This window comes from Ehrlichia minasensis, assembly GCF_004181775.1.
Taxonomy (GTDB): Bacteria; Pseudomonadota; Alphaproteobacteria; order Rickettsiales; family Anaplasmataceae; genus Ehrlichia; species Ehrlichia minasensis.
The window spans coordinates 1-20,100 of the sequence record NZ_QOHL01000022.1 but is presented as its reverse complement, the minus strand read 5'-3'; the positions used below and the strand labels follow the sequence as shown (position 1 = coordinate 20,100).

The following is a 20,100-nucleotide window of genomic DNA, read 5'->3' as shown; positions in this document are numbered from 1 at the left end:
ACAGTACATTATTACAGCTTTATACAATAACATTACACACAGTTCAAACAATCACTGCAATTACCTATTGACCATTATTCAAAATACTTATAAATGTAGGTTGACAGACATTTTAACTTACAAAAAAATATGTGTTTCAATAATAAAACTATGTAAAGTACTAACAGTACATTATATCATTACAACCTATACAATAACATATAGCTTAAAAAAACAACTGTAATTGCTCACCAACCATTATTATAAAACTATATATAAATACAGATTAACAATCCACTTCGCACTAACTAACAAGAAAAATATATTGACTTGTTAATTAATAAAATAGCTATAATACAATAATATTAGATCCAGTAAGTTTCCTATTTTCTAAATCTTGGTGTGCAGTTACTATATCATCAAATTTATAAACTTTATTTATACTAACCTTTATGTGATTTCTTCTTATTACTTCAAAAAGCTCCATAGACGTCATAGCTAAGTCAAAACTAGAACGTTTATAGTGAAATACTAAAGGAGCAGTAAAAAACAATGATCTAGAACTTAGCATAGAAGCACTAACATTTGAAACAGAACCTGATATCTGCCCATAAGAAACATATATACCAAACATTCCAAGAGATGCAAAAGACTCTTTACTAGTCAATGCACCAACAGAATCATAAACTACATTAACACCAGCACCTTGAGTAATTTCCATCACTTGTTCAACAAAATTATTACTATTACAATTGACTATATATGAACACCCAGAACGCAAAGCAATATTTGCCCTATCATCAGAACTAATGACGCCTATAACCTTACAACCTTTATAACTAGCCCACTGACATAATATTTGCCCTACACCACCTGTAGCACCATGTACTAAAGAAAAAGTTTTAGGACGTATAGCATAAACTATATGAGTAAGATAATGTGCTGTCATGCCTTTAAATAACACTGCAGCTGCTACCTGATCTGTAATATCATCAGGTATCCTTACCAAATACTTTTGATTGACAATCCTTTTTTCAGAGTAAGCACCTCCAGATACAGTACAATAACCAACTCTATCACCAACATTAAATACTTCAACATTTTGACCTAATCTCTCTATAACACCCACTGCTTCAACCCCTAAAACAGTAGGAAGTTTTCTGGTTTTACGCATACCATTACGACATTCAAGGTCATAGCGATTTAATCCAATAGCTGTATGTTGTATTAATACTTCATCATCTTTAGGTTCACCAATATTATGATCAACATACTTAAAAACTTCAGGACCACCAGTCTTATCAATAACAATAATTTTTACCATAATATCACATAATTCAATAAAACATAAAACAACTTAGCTAATAGCTAAATAATATCCCTTAAATTTAAGACATCAATATTAATTAATAACAAACAGTACTATTCTTTAGGCAACATATTCACAAAATGAGCATAACGATAAAGACACAATCCTACAAACTTTTCAAAATTAATCATATTGTAATAAAACTTTTTACTTAAGTAATTACACAAATAAAGACTATATAAATATTAAAAGTTATACGCACATGATATAAACAGACTTTCCTTTTTTTATAGATAAACTAAACATTATGATAAAAATACTTCAATAAATTATAATATTAACCTATATACATAGTATTTCATTACACAATGTCATATTCAATATACAAAGTACTAAAGATCATATCTATAAATTTCTATAAAAACACCACCACACATAAGTAATGCTATCTGATATACATTCTGATGATATCAGTCATAATATATCTACCTCATACAATACCTATAAAATACATATTTACAATTTGCCTAAAACTAAACCGAAGCAAACATTACTGATTTATATTCCAACTATCAGTAATAATATGTTTACTGATACAATATCCACTAACCCATACTTATAAATATTTGTAACATTACATAGAAGCAATACCACTCTACATACATTTTTAATATACTAATAAATCAATATATTACCTTATAAATACTTACTATCCTTTACAAACATTCGTAAAAGTACACAACAAGCAACTCTATTTTATTTATCTTTTCAAGTGTATCAGAATCTACGCTTATCTTATACAATACATACTAGTCATACATTTCAAATTTTTGTAGAATGACATAGAAGCAACGCTACTTGATATACATTTTTAATATACTAGCAAATCAATATATTACCTTACAAATACTCACTATCCATCACAAATATTCATAAAACTAAACAACAGTAATGTTATACAATCCTATATCTCAAAGTAGATCAGTAATTGATCAGTTTAATATTATATCTAAATTTCCAAACCTCTATAAAACTCTACAAATTTAACAATACTATATGATTGATTTTATTAAACTAATCTACAAATATAAGCAAAGTAGATAAATTTCAAGAAAACTCATACTAAAGAATTATATTATCTTCTGAAAAATTTATATTATTATAATTACAACTCCAGTAAACTTTACTCAACACTGTACTAATTTTACCAATTATTATATACTATACCTGCTTTGAATCTAAGAATTGAATTTCACCTATATAAATATCCACACCACATTAATAGCTAAACAACAAACTAGAATTATTTACCCTACATCTTCAATAAATGCTGCTAAACACTGTATTAATTTTCACAATTTACCTTAAACCTAACAATTGAACTCCATATAAAATACTTACCAAGCTTCCCAAAACAGTTAAATAATAATTTAATTACTTATTTCATATATTCTGTTCAGTATTGAATGTTCTTAAACTCTCTACTAAGCTTCATTATTAAGTAAATATTACACTTACCTTATTTGAAAATAATAAATTAAATTTCACTTTAAAATATCTACTATCACACCCACAACTAAATAAACGATAAACTAGTATTATTTATTTCATATTCTTATTATTTTGCTACATCTTCTGATTGTACTAATGGTGTAGATTGTTGTTGAGGCTGAGAATTTGGTGGACTATAACCAGGTACAATCTTACTTAAAATTTCATCTCTAGAGCCCATACCACTAACCATACCATCATTCATAATGATAACCTTATCAACAGCATTAAGTAATTGTATCTTATGAGTCATAATAAAAGTGGTAATACCATTCTTTCTTGCATAAAGTAAAGCATTTACTAAACTTGCTTCTGACTTACCATCCAAATTAGCATTTGGTTCATCAAGTACTAAAAGCTTCACATCACCATAAAATGCTCTAGCCAATCCAAGCATTTGTTTTTGCCCTCCAGAAAGCACAATTCCATTAAAACCAATAAGTGTATCATAGCCATTTGGCAAACTAAGTATTAACTCATGTACACCAGCAATTTGAGCAGCTTTTACAACTTTATTTGGATCAGGATCTGGTACCATTCGTGCAATATTAACCTTTACTGAAGCATTAAATAACTCAACATCTTGAGGCAAATAACCAATATAACGTCCAAAATCTTCTCTGTTCCATGTATAAACATCTGCTCCATCAAGTCTAACAACACCTGAAATTGGCTTCCACACGCCTACTAATAATTTTGCTATCGTAGATTTTCCAGAAGCACTATGACCTATAACACCAACAATATCTCCAACATCTATTGCAAAAGATACACCTTTAAGAGTTGGCTTATTACCCCCATAAGGAGTAAAGAAAACACGATCAAATACAACCTTTCCAGCAGGAGCAGGTAAAGACATAGTTTGCTCTCTTTTCGGTGAAGCCAAAAGCAATATCTGTAGCCTCTTATAAGATATACGTGCTGATATTAACATCTTCCAAGTATTAATCAATGCTTCAAATGGTGCTAATGCCCTACCCATCAAGATTGATGAAGCAATAATACCACCAGCAGTTTTATGACCAAGAACAGCAAGAAATGCTCCAACACCTATAACCGATATTTGTAGTACTGACCTAATAAATTTAGTAATTCCAGAAATTAAATTAGAACGATTCTGAGCTTTAATTTGCATAGCCCTATTTCTATCATTTTTTTCAGCCCAATCATCTACAATATAGTTAACCATTCCCATAGCCTCAACTACTTCAGCATTACGAGTTGCAACATCAATCGCATTGATATTACGTATTCCCTCTTCACTAGCTTCTTGTAATATTTTTTTTGTTGCCAATTCATTCCAAATAGCCATACTAGTCAACAATACTATACCTATTACAGCAATATATCCTGTAACATTATGTATCATAAAAATAGCAACAAGATATAAAACCGCCCATGGAGTATCAAACAATGAGAATATTCCATAACCAGTAATAAAGCTTTTAACAACAGATAGATCACGCAATACTTCTCCACTTGAAGTAGATGACTTTACTGAAGTTAAACTGATAGATTTCATAATAAGATCAGGAGTAACAACTTTATCTATCCAATCACCAACTCTTGCCATCACTAAAGATCTACAAATTTCTAATATAGAAGAACAAGCAAAAGCCCCAACTGTAATCACACTTAACATTATTAATGTAGATACACTACCACTTGAAAGTACCCTATCTAAAACTTGGGAAGTATATAATGGTAAAAACAACATCAGCAAATTAATAGCAGAACTAAACCAAAAAATGAACCAAAAGACACTTTTACACTTTTCTAAGCTATTGTAGAGCACACTTTTTTTTAGCTCTTGCATTGCCTGAAAGTTAAAATTTACACCTTCCACATATCCCTCTAAATAATTAATATATTATACACATACTGCAATATGTTCATCTAAGTAAACAATACTAGCATTTAATAAATTTTCATATAAATAATTTTTAATTGAAATAAAGTTATACTATATGATATATTGCAGTGTACCTTTATATTGCACAAAAATGCCTAGTAACACAACATCGTTAATAGTAATTTTAGGTTTCGTTTCACTGACTTTAATATCACTAGTGTCAGGAGTAGTATTAATGGCTATAAGTAACGACTTCTACATTAGAAACAGAAATAAAATAATGATAATTAGAGTGTTGTTGCAGTTTATATCATTGGTACTTATAGTACTATTCTTTAGATAACAAGATTAACACATGAAATACAATACAAAAGTAGTTGGAATTTTAAATTACACACCTGATTCATTTTCAGACGGAGGTAAGTTTTTTAGTATAGATAAAGCATTACAACAAGTTGAACACCTAATTAATGGTGGAGCAGACATAATAGATGTAGGAGGTGAATCAACAAGACCTACATTTTTATATACACAACATGGAAACAATACAATATCTCAAACAGAAGAATGGAATAGATTACAAGATATACTGCCACGAATAATAGAAATAGCTCATCATCACAATGTTCAAGTTAGCATAGATACCAGAAATGCAAAAACTGCTGAGAAAGCTGTAGAATTAAATGTAGATTACATAAATGATGTCAGTGCACTATCAGATGACAGTATGCTTCAGGTATTACAAAGTAGTTCCGTTGATGTAATAATTATGCACAGTTTAGGCATACCATTAATAAAAAATAATATCATACCAAAAGACTGTGATCCAATTAATGAAATCATCACATGGGCACAAAAGTACATTGAAAAATTAACAAACGCAGGCATTAATAAAAACAGAATCATCATTGATCCAGGTATAGGATTTAGTAAAACTGCTACACAATCATTGTATATATTAAACAACATTGACAGATTAAAGATTCTAAATCAAAGAATACATGTTGGACATTCACGAAAATTTTTCTTAACCTCATGCAAATTAAATGACTTAACACGTGACAATGCAACATTAGCAGTATCAATTTTCCTATTTCAAAAAGGTATAGACTTTATTAGAATACATAACACTCACATACACAATGATGCATTTAACATATTAAAAAAATTACAGGAAATTAACCTAAATAATATATAATCCCAAACTACGCATAATTAATTTGCTATTTCAAAAAGGTATATACTTCATCAAAGTATACAACACTAACTTCATACACTGTAACATTTCACATATTAAAAAATACAGAAAATTACTCTAAGCAATATATCACTCAAAAATAAATTCAAGATATTGATAAATTAAGCTTTTTCTTAATAATTCAGCAAATAAATTCTTTATAATGCATTGTTGCATTAATATAGACTTTATCAAAATAACACTTTGAAAGATGTAGCTACTATTTAACATACTTTTCTTAAGTAGAAGTATTACCATAAAGTCTCACCAAAAGAATATGTAACTAAATGATACTCATAGCTTACTTTAAAACAATTTTACTATAGGCAAACCACTAAGACATTTCAATCGATTTAAAAGTCATTATAGTAGAGGACATTTGTATAATATGGTAAACAAAAAACATAATGTGAGTAATGAAACTTCAAAATGCAAAAAGAATTGTCAGTAAAAGATACATTATTAAAAATTATAGAAACTACACACAGTCATAATATTTTAGTGCGTAGGTAACAAAATGCAAAAAACCTCTAAAAATGAGAATTAAGCTCAGATATTGAAAATAAATGTACTAACACAACACCAATATTAAAAAATAGCAACGTTAAAATTATACTTCTATAATCTAGCATAATACCATTCATAAATAATTTTATATCAAATTGTCAAAACACATTAACACCATCATCTCACTGTTAACAAAATTCATTCAAAAATCACTAGAGACAGAAATTAGTCAGATAGAATATATAGCAATATATAGAAGTCACAATAGCCTGCCATCACTAACAAAAACATTGATAAGCTTAGAGTAATACAAGACCAAATGTGTCTTAACATAATTCTTACTTTATACTATTCAAAACATAAATTAAGAAAACAGCACATTGATCATATATATAGCACTTTCTTTCAAAGAGTAGAACTTTTTAAATGTAACTATACATAAAAAAGTGTTGATGTGAGAACAATAAGTCTATAATAGTATTACTTACAGAAATATATGTTACATATAACCAACATATCACAACACCACAATGCAGTTTAAAACATTTCACTATGTTGGTTATAGGCAAAATCAAATATATGCATACTTACAAATGCATCACCAATAAAATGAGTTAACTATTGTACATATCACTAGTAAAACACATCACAACAATGTAATACATTGAAAAGTCAGTAATAAAAAGCTTTATAAATTCAAGCTTTCATCAACTTGATCAACAACACTAAGATTATCAAGAACCATATCACCTGTCACTATAGTATCATTTTTTCTACTTAACTTATTTCCAATAAGAATAGATGCAAAAATTAAAGTGCATAAAACTACATTAATAGCACACACACTAACAGACACATCTTTCATATCAACTTTATTAAAGAAATCCACTATATTATAAATACGTCCTAATACAAACAACAACCCACACATATTAAACACAGATTGTATTGCAAACAAAGTAAGCACTAAATATAAAGCTGGATTTTTTTCTATATGATCTTGAAGATACAAAGAACAATGCAATTGCTTTGAATCTCTACTAGATTGATATTGTTCAATAGCACTAGCAGATTTACAAATCATAATATGTTTTATGAGATTTATATAACTATGTTTAGTTCTTTCAAATGCATTACTGTTTTGATTAGGGAAGTACCGCATATCAGCAAGAAATTGTATTAACTGTAGATCCATAATACCAATCATAAGATCAACACTACAAAACTCTAAAATTTGCTTTATTATATTAGGATCTAATTCTACATTAGAACATGCAGTATCAAAGCTTTCCATAGCAGTAAATTTACTTTTAGACACAAGCTCACCGAGATTCCTACACTTATAAGTGTTGCGCCTTAAAGTTGCATTACCTACAATTTTAGCAAGTCTATCATCTTCTTTAAGAACATAAGCATTACATTTTACTATTTTGTTTACTAAAACACTAACAGCTTCTCTATAAGCTGACATTTTTTCTGTAGGTATGGTTGTTTTTTTCTCTAAAATCTCAATTTCAAATATCTTCACAAGAATTGCTCTTATTGTACTTTCCATTTGATAAAATTGATCATCAGAAACTACATGTCCTTTAGCTTCCTTACCGCTATAATATTGTAGTTTTTTCTCCTTTAGTCTTATAATATCAATATAAGATTGCAAACTGGTCTTTACTACTTCATTCTTTGCATATACTGCAAATCTTTCTGAAATTATTTCCATAGTACTATCGATAAGATTTTTAATTCCAATCTTTATTATGACAGTCATATTACACCTGAATTTATTAGTAAATTAATATAATATAGTAATTTTTATACTATACAACTTAAACTTGTAAAATAATATTTAATATAGATTAAAAAAATAACTGAGTTTTATTATTTCTTGATTATTTTTAATAATTTTCCAATATAACTGTCTCACATTAATAACGCAGAAATTCAAAATAATACTCAGTGCAATTTTAAAAAATGTAAAAATAATCAGAATATCACAGAAAATATTCAAAGATCAAAGTAGGTTAAAAATAAAATTTATATAATGAATAAATTTATTTTTATTTTTAAAAGATTTATATATAAAATTATTTGTACACCAAACACTACTACTCTCTACACATTACTGTAAACTAAATGCTGCAATAAAACACAATAACCATCAGCAATACACATCATCACAATTTTAATTGTAAAGCCATGTGTATTATTGAAAGACTCATTTATATAAAATATTATTACTCACTACAATATCACCGTTAATTAAACTGCCACAACAAAATTCATCCCTCTTATCAATAAACACTGCCTATTTAGTAATAACCCTCTATAAACAAGTAAATGCTAAACATAATATAGCAGATTTTTGTATTACTGAGCTTTCAACAACGCCACACTACCACAAATGTAAAAAGTTGTAAGAGTAAACACAAATCAACAAACAAGCATCCCTAACATTACATAAAAATGTTTTTAACCCTTTAATAAGCGTTAGTTTTTACTTTTTTTATTTTGAAGATAAAGTATTAATAGTTATAGTATTAGTAACTAAACTCTTTATATACATCATGCCAAAACGTACAGATATAGAATCAATATTAGTTATTGGAGCAGGTCCTATTGTCATAGGACAAGCATGCGAGTTTGACTATTCAGGCACTCAAGCTTGCAAAATTCTAAAGCAAGAAGGATATCGAATTATCCTCATTAACTCAAATCCTGCAACAATAATGACTGATCCAGAAATAGCTCACTCTACATACATCGAACCAATTATACCAAGTATCATTGAAAAAATAATGATCAAAGAAAAACCAAGTGCTATATTACCTACAGTAGGCGGACAAACTGCTTTAAATGCTACAATTAAGTTATGTGAGCAAGGAATTCTAGAAAAATACAATGTAAAACTAATAGGTGCAACAAAAGAAGCAATACAAAAAGCAGAAGACAGAAATTTATTCCGTCAAGCAATGGATAAAATAGGAGTAAAATACCCAAAAAGTATTATTATAAGAAGTGTAGAAGAAATAGGACACGCATTAGAATATATAGGATTGCCAGCAATTATTAGACCATCATTTACACTAGGCGGTATCGGTGGAGGTATATCTTACAATAAAGAAGAATTTCAAAAAAACGTAATTTACGGACTAAGCATTTCTCCAATATCTGAAGTACAAGTAGATGAATCCATTATTGGGTGGAAGGAATTTGAAATGGAAGTCATGCGTGATAATAAAGACAACTGTATTGTAGTTTGCTCTATAGAAAATCTTGATCCAATGGGAGTTCATACCGGAGATAGCATTACAGTAGCACCAGCACTGACTTTAAGGGATACAGAATATCAAAAAATGCGTGATATATCATTTTCCATACTTAGAGAAATAGGAGTAGATACTGGTGGATCAAACGTACAATTTGCAGTCAATCCAAAAAATGATGAAGATTTACTAGTTATAGAAATGAATCCAAGAGTTTCTAGATCATCAGCACTAGCATCAAAAGCAACAGGTTACCCTATAGCTAAAGTAGCTGCAAAATTGGCTATTGGATATTCCTTAGATGAAATACAAAATGACTGCACAAAAGCAATCCCTGCATCATTTGAACCAAGTATAGATTATATAGTTACAAAAATACCAAGATTCAATTTCGATAAATTTCGAGGAGCAGAAAAAGAACTATCAACTTCTATGAAATCTGTAGGAGAAGTAATGGCAATTGGCAGATCTTTCCCAGAATCATTACAAAAAGCACTATGTTCTTTAGAAGCTGGATATTCTGGATTAGATGAATATTTTGATAAAAATATAGAAAAAGACCAGTTGTACAATGCTCTTGTAAAATTATCTCCAGATAGAATATTCATCATTGCAGACGCATTAAGGTATAACATTAGCATAGAAGAAATCAATAAAATTACTGGCTATGATCCTTGGTTTTTAACACAAATAAAAAACATTATACAATGTGAACAAAAAATAAAAAATCACGGATTACCTAAGGAAGCAGATGAGTTATTATTGTTAAAAAAAATGGGATTTTCTGATGCAAGGTTAGCATATTTGAGTAATAACACTATAGAATACGTAGAAAATCTAAGAAGATCCTTACTTATAAACCCAGTATATAAACATATAGATACTTGTGCAGGAGAGTTTAAAACTAACGCATCTTATATGTATAGCTGTTATGAAGGTGATACTATCAATCCTCCTGAATGTGAATCTGTTGTAACAAACAATAAAAAAGTAATAATTTTAGGAAGTGGTCCTAACCGCATTGGACAAGGTATAGAATTCGACTACACATGTGTACATGCAGCACATACTATTAGACAAATGGGATATGAAGCCATAATGATAAATTGCAATCCAGAAACTGTATCAACAGATTACGATATTTCAGATAAGCTATATTTCTCTCCCTTAACTAGAGAAAGTGTGTTAGATATTATATCCAAGGAACAAGAGACAAACTCTCTACTTGGAGTAATAGTACAATTTGGTGGACAAACACCATTAAAGCTTGCAAAAGTACTACAAGAAAAAAACATCCGTATTCTTGGAACATCTTTTAATTCAATAGATCTAGCCGAGAATCGTATGAAATTTCAACAATTACTTACACAATTAAATTTAAAACAACCTCCTAACGTAACTTGTAAATCAATAAATGAAGTGCATGAATGTGTAAAAAGCCTAGTATTCCCAATACTAGCAAGGCCATCATACGTACTAGGAGGGCAGTCAATGTCAATCATTCGTGACAGTGATGCTCTATCGAATTACTTAACTACACATAAAAACATATTTGATAATGGATCATTGTTGTTAGATCAATTTCTAACTAATGCAGTTGAAGTAGATGTAGATGCTATTTGTGATGGAGAAAGTGTCTACATAGCAGGAATAATGGAACATATAGAGGAAGCCGGTATACATTCAGGTGATTCAGCATGCTCTTTACCTGTATATACTCTAACATCAGAAATAACAAATACAATAGCAGAACATACAAAGAAAATAGCACTTGCATTACAAGTCATAGGATTTATTAACATACAATATGCAATACAAGATGGAGAGATCTATATACTAGAAGTCAATCCACGAGCAAGTAGAACTGTACCTTTTATTGCAAAAGCTACAGGTATTCCAATAGCAAAAATTGCAACAAAAATATTATTAGGGGAAAAGCTTCCAACACTTCCAGAGAGAAAGCTCAATTATATCGCTGTAAAAGAAGCAGTATTTTCTTTCTCAAGGTTCCACAATATAGATGTTCTACTAGGACCTGAAATGAAATCTACAGGCGAAGTAATGGGGATTGATCAATCATTTGAAATAGCATTTGCAAAAGCACAAATGGCTGCTGGATATGAATTACCAACTCAAGGAACAGCTTTCATATCTGTTAAAAATTCAGATAAACCACTCATAGTGAAAACAGCACAAACATTAAAAGATACTGGCTTTACTATATTTTCAACTAAAGGTACATCTACATATTTAAATGAAGCAGGAATTACCACACAACAGGTAAATAAAGTAAGAGAAGGCAGGCCACATATATTAGATCTACTACAAGATGATAAAATAAACCTAGTAATCAATACTTCAGAAGGTATAAAGTCATTTTCAGAAAGTAGCAGTATAAGAAAAACTGCACTTGTCAAAAAAATTCCTTACAGTACTACAATACCAGGAGCAAAAGCTTTAGCATCAGCAATCAAAACATTAAAGAAGCAAGGTATACAAGTAGAATCCATGCAAGAATACACAAAGGGATGACATACATTATTCATTGCTAATAAAATCCAAATTAAATATTCAGTATTGACTATAACAACACCTAGCTTGTTGACACTAACTACAATACCTTCTGTTTATAATATTTATATCACCATTCTACTTTGTAGTGTTTGGGAAAGCATGTTATTATAGTACCTAGCAGAGAAGTATACATTTTTAATGAACAACCATATAAACATCACCAATATTGCAATTTCAGCACTAATTATAAAAAATAACAAGTCATATTAAACTAACAGCACTTAGTTCATTGACACTAATTACAAGGCCCTCTGCATTGCTAGAACATTTAATCACCACTCCACCTTATAGTTACGATAAAGCACGTTATCATACTAGCAGCAAGTATACGTTGATTTCTATAGGTATATACCACATAAACATTACTATTAAGACAAATAATAAATACTTAATTGAAAAAACACAACAGATAGTCATAACCTTTTCATCAACATTACGCTTGTAGAGAAGTACCCATATAAAAATTAAGCATAAGTTCCTACCAAAAGCTCGCATTAACCAAAGTTATACAAACAACAGAATACTAGTTTCTAAAGTTAACAAATAGATTATTAGATATAAAACTTAAATAAGTAAGGAAATTTGATTGAAAATCAAATAGAGTAAACTACAGCTTTTCTACTAGCACTACAATGGACATAACATAGTATAACAAAAAAAAGCTACTACAAAACTTTACTTACAGATCTCTAGAACAGCACATAGATAAAACTAAGCATACCAAAGGCTTATATCAAACTACATAAATAACAGAACATAATATTATAAGCTTAACAAAACAAACCATTAGATATAAAACTCAAAATAAGTAAGTATATTCATCTGATGACTCAACACAAACAAAGATAGCACTTTCTTTATAATAAGTACCAGCAGAAAAGCTAATAAAAATTAATTATATAACACACACCTGTAAAAACTTACACATACAACAACAAGAACTCTTACCTTAATGCAAAGGTAAACACAAAGTAAAAATATTATGGACTATATAAAGAGCATGTAAACCAACACAAATTATAGTTTTAAAATACGTACAAATTCAACTTTCTTATTTTATGCTTCTTCCTTAGGTTTTAATATCTTACGCTCCAATCTTAAAATACGTTTCTTGATTACTTTTATTTCTTCCATCAATTCTTTATATTGATCACTGCTAACAGAATCAGAAGCAGAAGACCCTATACGCTTTACCTGATCCCCACCATCAATTACACTACTTTCATTATTTTGCGCATTTGCTGCCATTACCCTTTCTTGAATCTTTACAACCGACTCAAACATTTGATCAAAAGTTTTACTATCACCTACAATTTCTTTTACAGTATTTATATACTGCTGTATAACACCTTTGTAATCATCGTCTGCCATAAAATACACTTCTATAATATAACAATTTTTATATTATAGTAAAACGTGTTAACTGTCAATATTGTTAGTTATGAAACGCACAATAAAAACAATCTTTAATTTGTAGGATGTATCATGTTTTCGGGGTTAACAATTCTATCAAATTCTTCTTCACTTATCAAGTTAAGTTTTATTGCAGCATCTTTTAGTGTTATTCCCTCCTCAAAAGCAGTTTTTGAAATTTTTGCTGCATTATCATAACCTATATGTTTATTCAATGCAGTGACTAACATCAAAGACTGATTTAACAAAAATGAAATACGCTTTGTATCAGCTTTAATGCCTTGAACACATTTTTGTGAAAAATTAATACTAACGTCAGATAATAATTTAATAGATTGTAAAACGTTATAAATAATGACAGGTTTAAACACATTCAATTCAAAATGACCATTTGATCCTGCAACAGTCACAGTAGTATGATTACCCATAACCTGAGCACATACCATAGTCATAGCTTCACATTGAGTTGGATTTACCTTACCTGGCATTATAGAAGAGCCAGGTTCATTAGCAGGTAATATAATCTCCCCTATTCCACATCTTGGTCCTGAACCAAGCAACCTAATATCATTCGCTATTTTCATCAAACTTACAGCAATAACATTCAATACACCACTAAATTCAACTAATGCATCGTGCGTAGCTAACGCTTCAAATTTGTTAATAGAAGATACAAAATTAAAACCAGTCAATTTTTTAATTTCACTCGCAAAATGAATATCAAATTGTTTTCTAGAATTGATACCTGTACCTACAGCAGTACCACCTTGAGCTAACTCAAGCAAATTACCCAATGCAGACTTTATTCTATTCATACCCTGTAGAATTTGGTATGCATATCCAGAAAATACCTGACCCAAAGTTAACGGAGTAGCATCTTGAAGATGAGTACGTCCCACTTTAACAATATTTTGAAATGCTATAGACTTACTATGAAGAGCCTCATACAAATTCTTCAAACTTGGCAATAAAGAATTTTCAGTTTCAACAACAGCTGCAATATGCATTGCTGTCGGAAAAGTATCATTGGAAGATTGAGAATAATTAACATGATCATTTGGATGTACAGGACATTTACTACCTTTTTCTCCACCCAACATTTCAATTGCACGATTGGCTATCACTTCATTAACATTCATATTAGTTTGAGTACCAGAACCAGTCTGCCAAATCACCAAAGGAAATTCATCATTAAGCTTACCATTCACAACTTCATTTGCAGCATCACAAATTGCACTACCTATCACTTCATTAATATCACCATTCTTCATATTAACACGAGCTGCTGCCAACTTAATAAGCCCTAACGCCTTTATCAAAGGTTGAGGCATCTTTTCTGATCCAATTTTAAAGTTATTAATAGAACGTTGTGTTTGTGCACCCCAATAATGACATGCAGGAACTTCTATTTCACCTAAACTATCCCTTTCTTTCCTCATAAACTTCTATTCCTTTATTTATTGACTAATTTATAATAGAGTTTTGCATCTATGTCTACTAAGACTATATAATTACCTATCATTTCATAAACAAACAAATATTCCAATATTTCAACACTCTAGGACTCTATTAGATAATGCTTCCTGCATAATAAAAGCGCAATAATGTTATAACACACATTATCAACACTTCACTTTATTAAACAAGTACATGTAATTGCTTAATAAATTATTGTAAATTCTTACAATTTTGTACTATAATTGACATTTGGACATTTCAGTATTCTATGGTTAATGTTTTAATAACAGCTGGACCAACCCAAGAATTTATTGATCCTGTAAGGTATATTACTAACAGTTCATCTGGTAAACAAGGGTATGCAATTGCTGAATACATGAATAAAATAGGATGGAATGTTAATTTAGTATCTGGCCCAGTTACTATTCACAATCACAACATACCAAATATATTCTACGTAAAAAACTGCAATGAAATGCTACAAACTTGCATAGAACTATTACCAGTAGATATTGCAATTTTCACAGCAGCAGTAACTGATTGGTGTCCTATATACTCTGCTAAAAAAATAAAAAAATATGAAATTACAAACATTAAAATCACTCACAATCCAGATATCATCCATATCATAAGCACTCACGCAAAAAGACCAAAACTAGTAATTGGATTTTCATTAGAGTCAGAAAATGCAATAGAAAATTCAAAAGTTAAACTAATAAAAAAACAATGTGATTGGATTATAAGCAATACAACAATCATTAATAACAAACAAGTTATGGGAAACGATTATAATAAAATCACAATTATTACTAAAAATCATTATCAAGAATTTCCTATAATGTCTAAAAAAGATATAGGCAAGTTAATTACAGAACAAATTATCAATTTTTTAGCTAATAATAAGGACAAGTAAAATTACCATAAAATTTGATAAGTTATTCCTTATATTTGTCAAAATTCTAACATTATAGCACTAAAAAATTATTCACACTTGACTTCAAATTAAGTATTTCATATAGAACTCCAGTGAAATTACATCTAAAAAATAAATTTATCAATAAATCTTAACTGCTGAAAAATTTAGTGATAACAGATGTAGACCTTATAAACACAATCAATTAAGTAATCCATGTAAATTTAAAAACTATGATATAATATACATAAGCATTGACTAATTAACTATTTGCATATATGCTGTATTAGTTTTTTATTTTCTTATTACTATTTCTAGGCATTTGAAGAATGTATAAGCAATCTTGGGAGTTGTTAGGCAGTGGTCAGCATGCAGATTTAACTGTTGCATATATTAATGCAAGAATTATTGATCCAGAATCCAAATTAGATATAACAGGGTCATTACTTACAAAAGGAGATAAGATCATCGATTTTGGTCAAGATTTATTTAGTAATGGTATACCAAGCACTATAGATGAAGTAATAGATTGTCATAATAACATATTGATGCCAGGTTTAATTGACATTCACGTACATTTTCGTGAACCAGGACAAGAACACAAAGAAACCATACATACAGGAAGCAAATCTGCTGCTGCTGGAGGAGTAACCACTGTAGTTTGTCAACCTAACACTATCCCTACTATCAGTAGCATAATCACTGCAAAGTATATTAAAATGAGAGCACTAGAAAGTGCATATGTAAACATAGAGTTTTATGCTTCTATAACAAAGCCAGATAATTCATTATCCGATATGGCGCTATTAAAAGAAGTAGGAGCAGTTGGTTTTACTGACGACGGCATGCCAGTAATGAATTCTTTAACAATGCGACAAGCATTAAGCTACTCTAGCATGTTAGACACTGTAGTAGCACAACATGCAGAAGATCTAAATTTATCTAACAATGGCCACATTAACGAAGGCACAGTCTCATATGAATTAGGATTAAAAGGTATCCCAGATATTTCAGAATCTACAATAGTAAACCGCGACATTGCCTTAATGAAAAACCTTAAAAATGCACATTACCACATTTTACACGTTTCATCTCAAGATTCTTTAAATATAATAAAACAAGCAAAAAACCAAGGATTAAAAGTTACATGTGAGGTAACTCCTCACCATTTAACTTTAACTGAACAAGATGTAATAACACATGGTACTCTTGCAAAAATCAATCCACCTCTAAGAACTGAAAATGATCGCCTCAGTATGGTAGAAGGATTAAAAAATGGCATAATAGACTGTATAGCAACAGATCATGCACCACATGAAGTAAATACTAAAGAATTACCATTAGATACAGCTGCTTTTGGAATGGTTGGATTAGAAACAATGCTACCAATATCTTTAGAGCTATATCACAATGGTACTATGTCTTTAATAGATCTACTTGCAACTTTAACATACAAACCAGCAGATATTATAAAAGTACCAAGGGGACGTATAAAAAAAGGTTTCGTTGCAGATCTAATAATATTAGACATAAATCACGAATGGACAATTGACATATTAAAATTTGCGAGCAAATCAAAAAATTCACCATTTCATAACAGGAAAGTAAAAGGAAAAGTTTTAAGAACTATAGTATCAGGTAAAACTATTTATACAGCAGTAAGAAACATTTAAGTTTTTTCAATATCCGCTTAATATACATAGCGGTTGACACACCTTACAGTATTTTTGTCTATAATGTTTAGTCTATTTATATACAAAGTCTAAAGCTACAGCATCTAGTATTATATTACAAAAAATTAAACACGTCTCATCCTCTTAGCATTCGTACTAATACAATATACAGCATTCTTACACAAAACTGCAGTCTACTTAAAACCATATAACTATAGTTCCAATAAAACTGTTTGTACACATAGGACTCATTAAAGTTTACAGTCCTTTCTTATATCACCAATAGTATAATTTATATTTTAAATTTAGCACTATAACATCTAGTCACTCATATCAATGATCAATATTAAAGTATTATATAATCTACATACCTGTATTCATACTAATATATATAACTGACAAGATTTTATATTATTGTTTCATACAACTACAATCTAATCTATATGTAAAATATGAGCACTACAATCTCTAAAAAACTACCTATATCACATAAATGAAAATAAGTACTATATTATTTAACATGCGTTGGTATACATAGGAACTCAACAAAGTTTTACACATATAATAAAAGTCTATATATAGCAGCAATAAATTTATAATTCTCAATAATACCAACTAACTTACAAAGTGTCACAATACCATCATAAATACGAATTACCTTATTTTATATTATGCAACACAATTTACAGAGTTTTACAGAACACTTTATAAATCAGCATTAAATATTCCTCATTCAGCTTTTCCTAATTAAAAGAACCAAAAACTTCATTAAACTTTTCCTTTAGTACAATATCAAACTCTTCATATGAAATATTAATTCCTAATTGCTCAAAAGAGGTAACTCCATATTTCTTTATACCACATGGTACTATACCCAAATAATGTGAAAGATTTGTATAAATATTAATAGATACTCCATGATAAGTGATCCATTTCCTTATTCTAATTCCAAATGCAGCAATTTTTTTTTCAGTGCCATTATGAGTTACCCAGACTCCTATTAAGTCAGGATTAAAATATGATTTTATTGAAAAATGACTTAAAGTGTTAATAATCCAATCACCTAAAGTTTTAACATACAGTCTAACATTACACTTGTTCCTGTTTTTTAAATCCAACATAACATAAGCAATTCTCTGTCCAGGACCATGATAAGTATATTTACCACCCCTATTCGTAGAATATACAGGTAACAAATCACTAGCTAATAAATCCTCAACTTTAGCTCCAGTACCAGCAGTATATAATGGAGGATGCTCAAGTAACCATACTAATTCTTTTTGTAATCCATCAGAAATACCATCTACTTTCCATTGCATAAAGTATACTGCTTCCTGATAATCTATTGGAGAAGATTCTATTTTCCACTCTACTAAATTACATGACATACTTATACATTAAAAGTTATTACAGTATTGTACGCTAATAACAAAAAAAATTATAAATTTACATAAGAAAATAAAAATACATACTAAAATTAACTCAGGTGCACAATACACATTTTAAAAACCTAATAAAATTTCACAAACAAAGTACTATCCAAAACGAACACAAATGAATAAAAATAACATACACAAAAGCTTCAAAACGTATCACACAAATACAGATCTCACACGATACATAAATAAAGATAAGTAAGAATAAAAATAAACCACTAAATCCAAGTTAGTTTAACAAGATTAATAGAGTATAAAAAACACAACATCAGCTGTACATTAAAAAGCAGGTATTTTACCACATTTTCATAAAACTGAAAATTCTATATATAAATCCTATAATACTTAATGCAATAAAGCTTACAAAATCAAATAATTTCACTGTAACACAATTGCAGTTCCTCTGTTAGTAATGCCAAATTTTCTTAAGTTACAGTTTATCAATGCTATCAACATTACAAAATCTAGCATATTATAATAAGCTTTATAAAACCAAATAGATTTCTATAATACAAACTCAAAATCAAGAAAGATTATACTCAGCTAATACTACTATAAGATTTATCATATCTAAAACAAACTTGATATCAGAAGCCAGATAATTTCACTTTAACACATACGAAGAATTTACTTGATATATACAAACTACTTCAAGTTTTATAGAATTCAATGTTCTTAACTTCATAACACATAAACATAGTATACAAAATCCCAAGTTAAATACTAAATAGTTACATCATTACTATCCACAATGATTAATCAACATAAACACTACAAATTAAAATCCATCTAACACTACTAATTCTCTACAATATTACAGTACCAATTTTACATAAAAACTAACATCTCACCATATCCTGAGTTAAGCACTAGATAGTTACATCATTACTATCCACAATTATTAATCAACATAAACACTACAAATTAAAATTCAC

Annotated in this window: 10 protein-coding genes; 4 read left to right on the top strand and 6 right to left on the bottom strand. The window is 29.3% G+C overall.

The annotated features are described in order from the left end of the window. Nucleotides 1–328: 328 nt before the first annotated feature. Nucleotides 329–1,303 carry a quinone oxidoreductase family protein gene (locus tag DRF75_RS04110; protein WP_045171253.1) on the bottom strand — a complete coding sequence of 325 codons (975 nt, stop codon included), beginning with the start codon at nt 1,301–1,303 and terminating at the stop codon, nt 329–331. 1,603 nt (nt 1,304–2,906) lie between these two features. Continuing rightward, the gene (locus tag DRF75_RS04105) at nt 2,907–4,655 is read right to left on the bottom strand and encodes a type I secretion system permease/ATPase (RefSeq protein WP_045171265.1); all 1,749 of its coding nucleotides are present in this window, start codon (nt 4,653–4,655) and stop codon (nt 2,907–2,909) included. Between the two features lie 391 nt (nt 4,656–5,046). On the opposite strand from DRF75_RS04105, the gene folP reads away from it, so the two are divergent. Continuing rightward, entirely contained in the window at nt 5,047–5,889 is an 843-nt protein-coding gene (folP, locus tag DRF75_RS04095) for a dihydropteroate synthase (RefSeq protein ID WP_129992712.1), read from the top strand. Nucleotides 5,890–7,123: 1,234 nt separating this feature from the next. Here the strand turns inward: folP and DRF75_RS04090 are convergent. Continuing rightward, nucleotides 7,124–8,203, bottom strand: a complete 1,080-nt coding sequence (locus DRF75_RS04090; RefSeq protein ID WP_129992711.1) for a hypothetical protein — start codon at nt 8,201–8,203, stop codon at nt 7,124–7,126. Between the two features lie 796 nt (nt 8,204–8,999). Here DRF75_RS04090 and carB point away from each other — a divergent pair. Next, nucleotides 9,000–12,230: a carbamoyl-phosphate synthase large subunit gene (gene carB, locus DRF75_RS04085; protein ID WP_045171256.1), complete on the top strand. Its 3,231-nt coding sequence runs from the start codon at nt 9,000–9,002 to the stop codon at nt 12,228–12,230. A gap of 1,098 nt (nt 12,231–13,328) precedes the next feature. On the opposite strand, the gene eplA is transcribed toward carB, so the two are convergent. Both eplA and fumC read right to left on the bottom strand, forming a co-directional pair. Next, nucleotides 13,329–13,643: an adhesin EplA gene (gene eplA / locus DRF75_RS04080; RefSeq protein ID WP_045171257.1), complete on the bottom strand. Its 315-nt coding sequence runs from the start codon at nt 13,641–13,643 to the stop codon at nt 13,329–13,331. A gap of 95 nt (nt 13,644–13,738) precedes the next feature. Continuing rightward, a complete protein-coding gene (gene fumC / locus DRF75_RS04075) occupies nt 13,739–15,124 on the bottom strand; it encodes a class II fumarate hydratase (RefSeq protein WP_045171258.1) in 1,386 nt (461 codons plus the stop codon). Between the two features lie 287 nt (nt 15,125–15,411). On the opposite strand from fumC, the gene DRF75_RS04070 reads away from it, so the two are divergent. Both DRF75_RS04070 and DRF75_RS04065 read left to right on the top strand, forming a co-directional pair. Further along, nucleotides 15,412–16,056 (top strand): phosphopantothenoylcysteine decarboxylase domain-containing protein, encoded by a 645-nt coding sequence (locus DRF75_RS04070; protein WP_129992710.1) that lies wholly within the window; start codon nt 15,412–15,414, stop codon nt 16,054–16,056. 329 nt (nt 16,057–16,385) lie between these two features. Beyond that, nucleotides 16,386–17,729 (top strand): dihydroorotase, encoded by a 1,344-nt coding sequence (locus DRF75_RS04065; RefSeq protein WP_129992709.1) that lies wholly within the window; start codon nt 16,386–16,388, stop codon nt 17,727–17,729. Between the two features lie 743 nt (nt 17,730–18,472). On the opposite strand, the gene lipB is transcribed toward DRF75_RS04065, so the two are convergent. After that, the gene (gene lipB, locus DRF75_RS04060) at nt 18,473–19,117 is read right to left on the bottom strand and encodes a lipoyl(octanoyl) transferase LipB (RefSeq protein ID WP_045171262.1); all 645 of its coding nucleotides are present in this window, start codon (nt 19,115–19,117) and stop codon (nt 18,473–18,475) included. Nucleotides 19,118–20,100 lie beyond the last annotated feature (983 nt).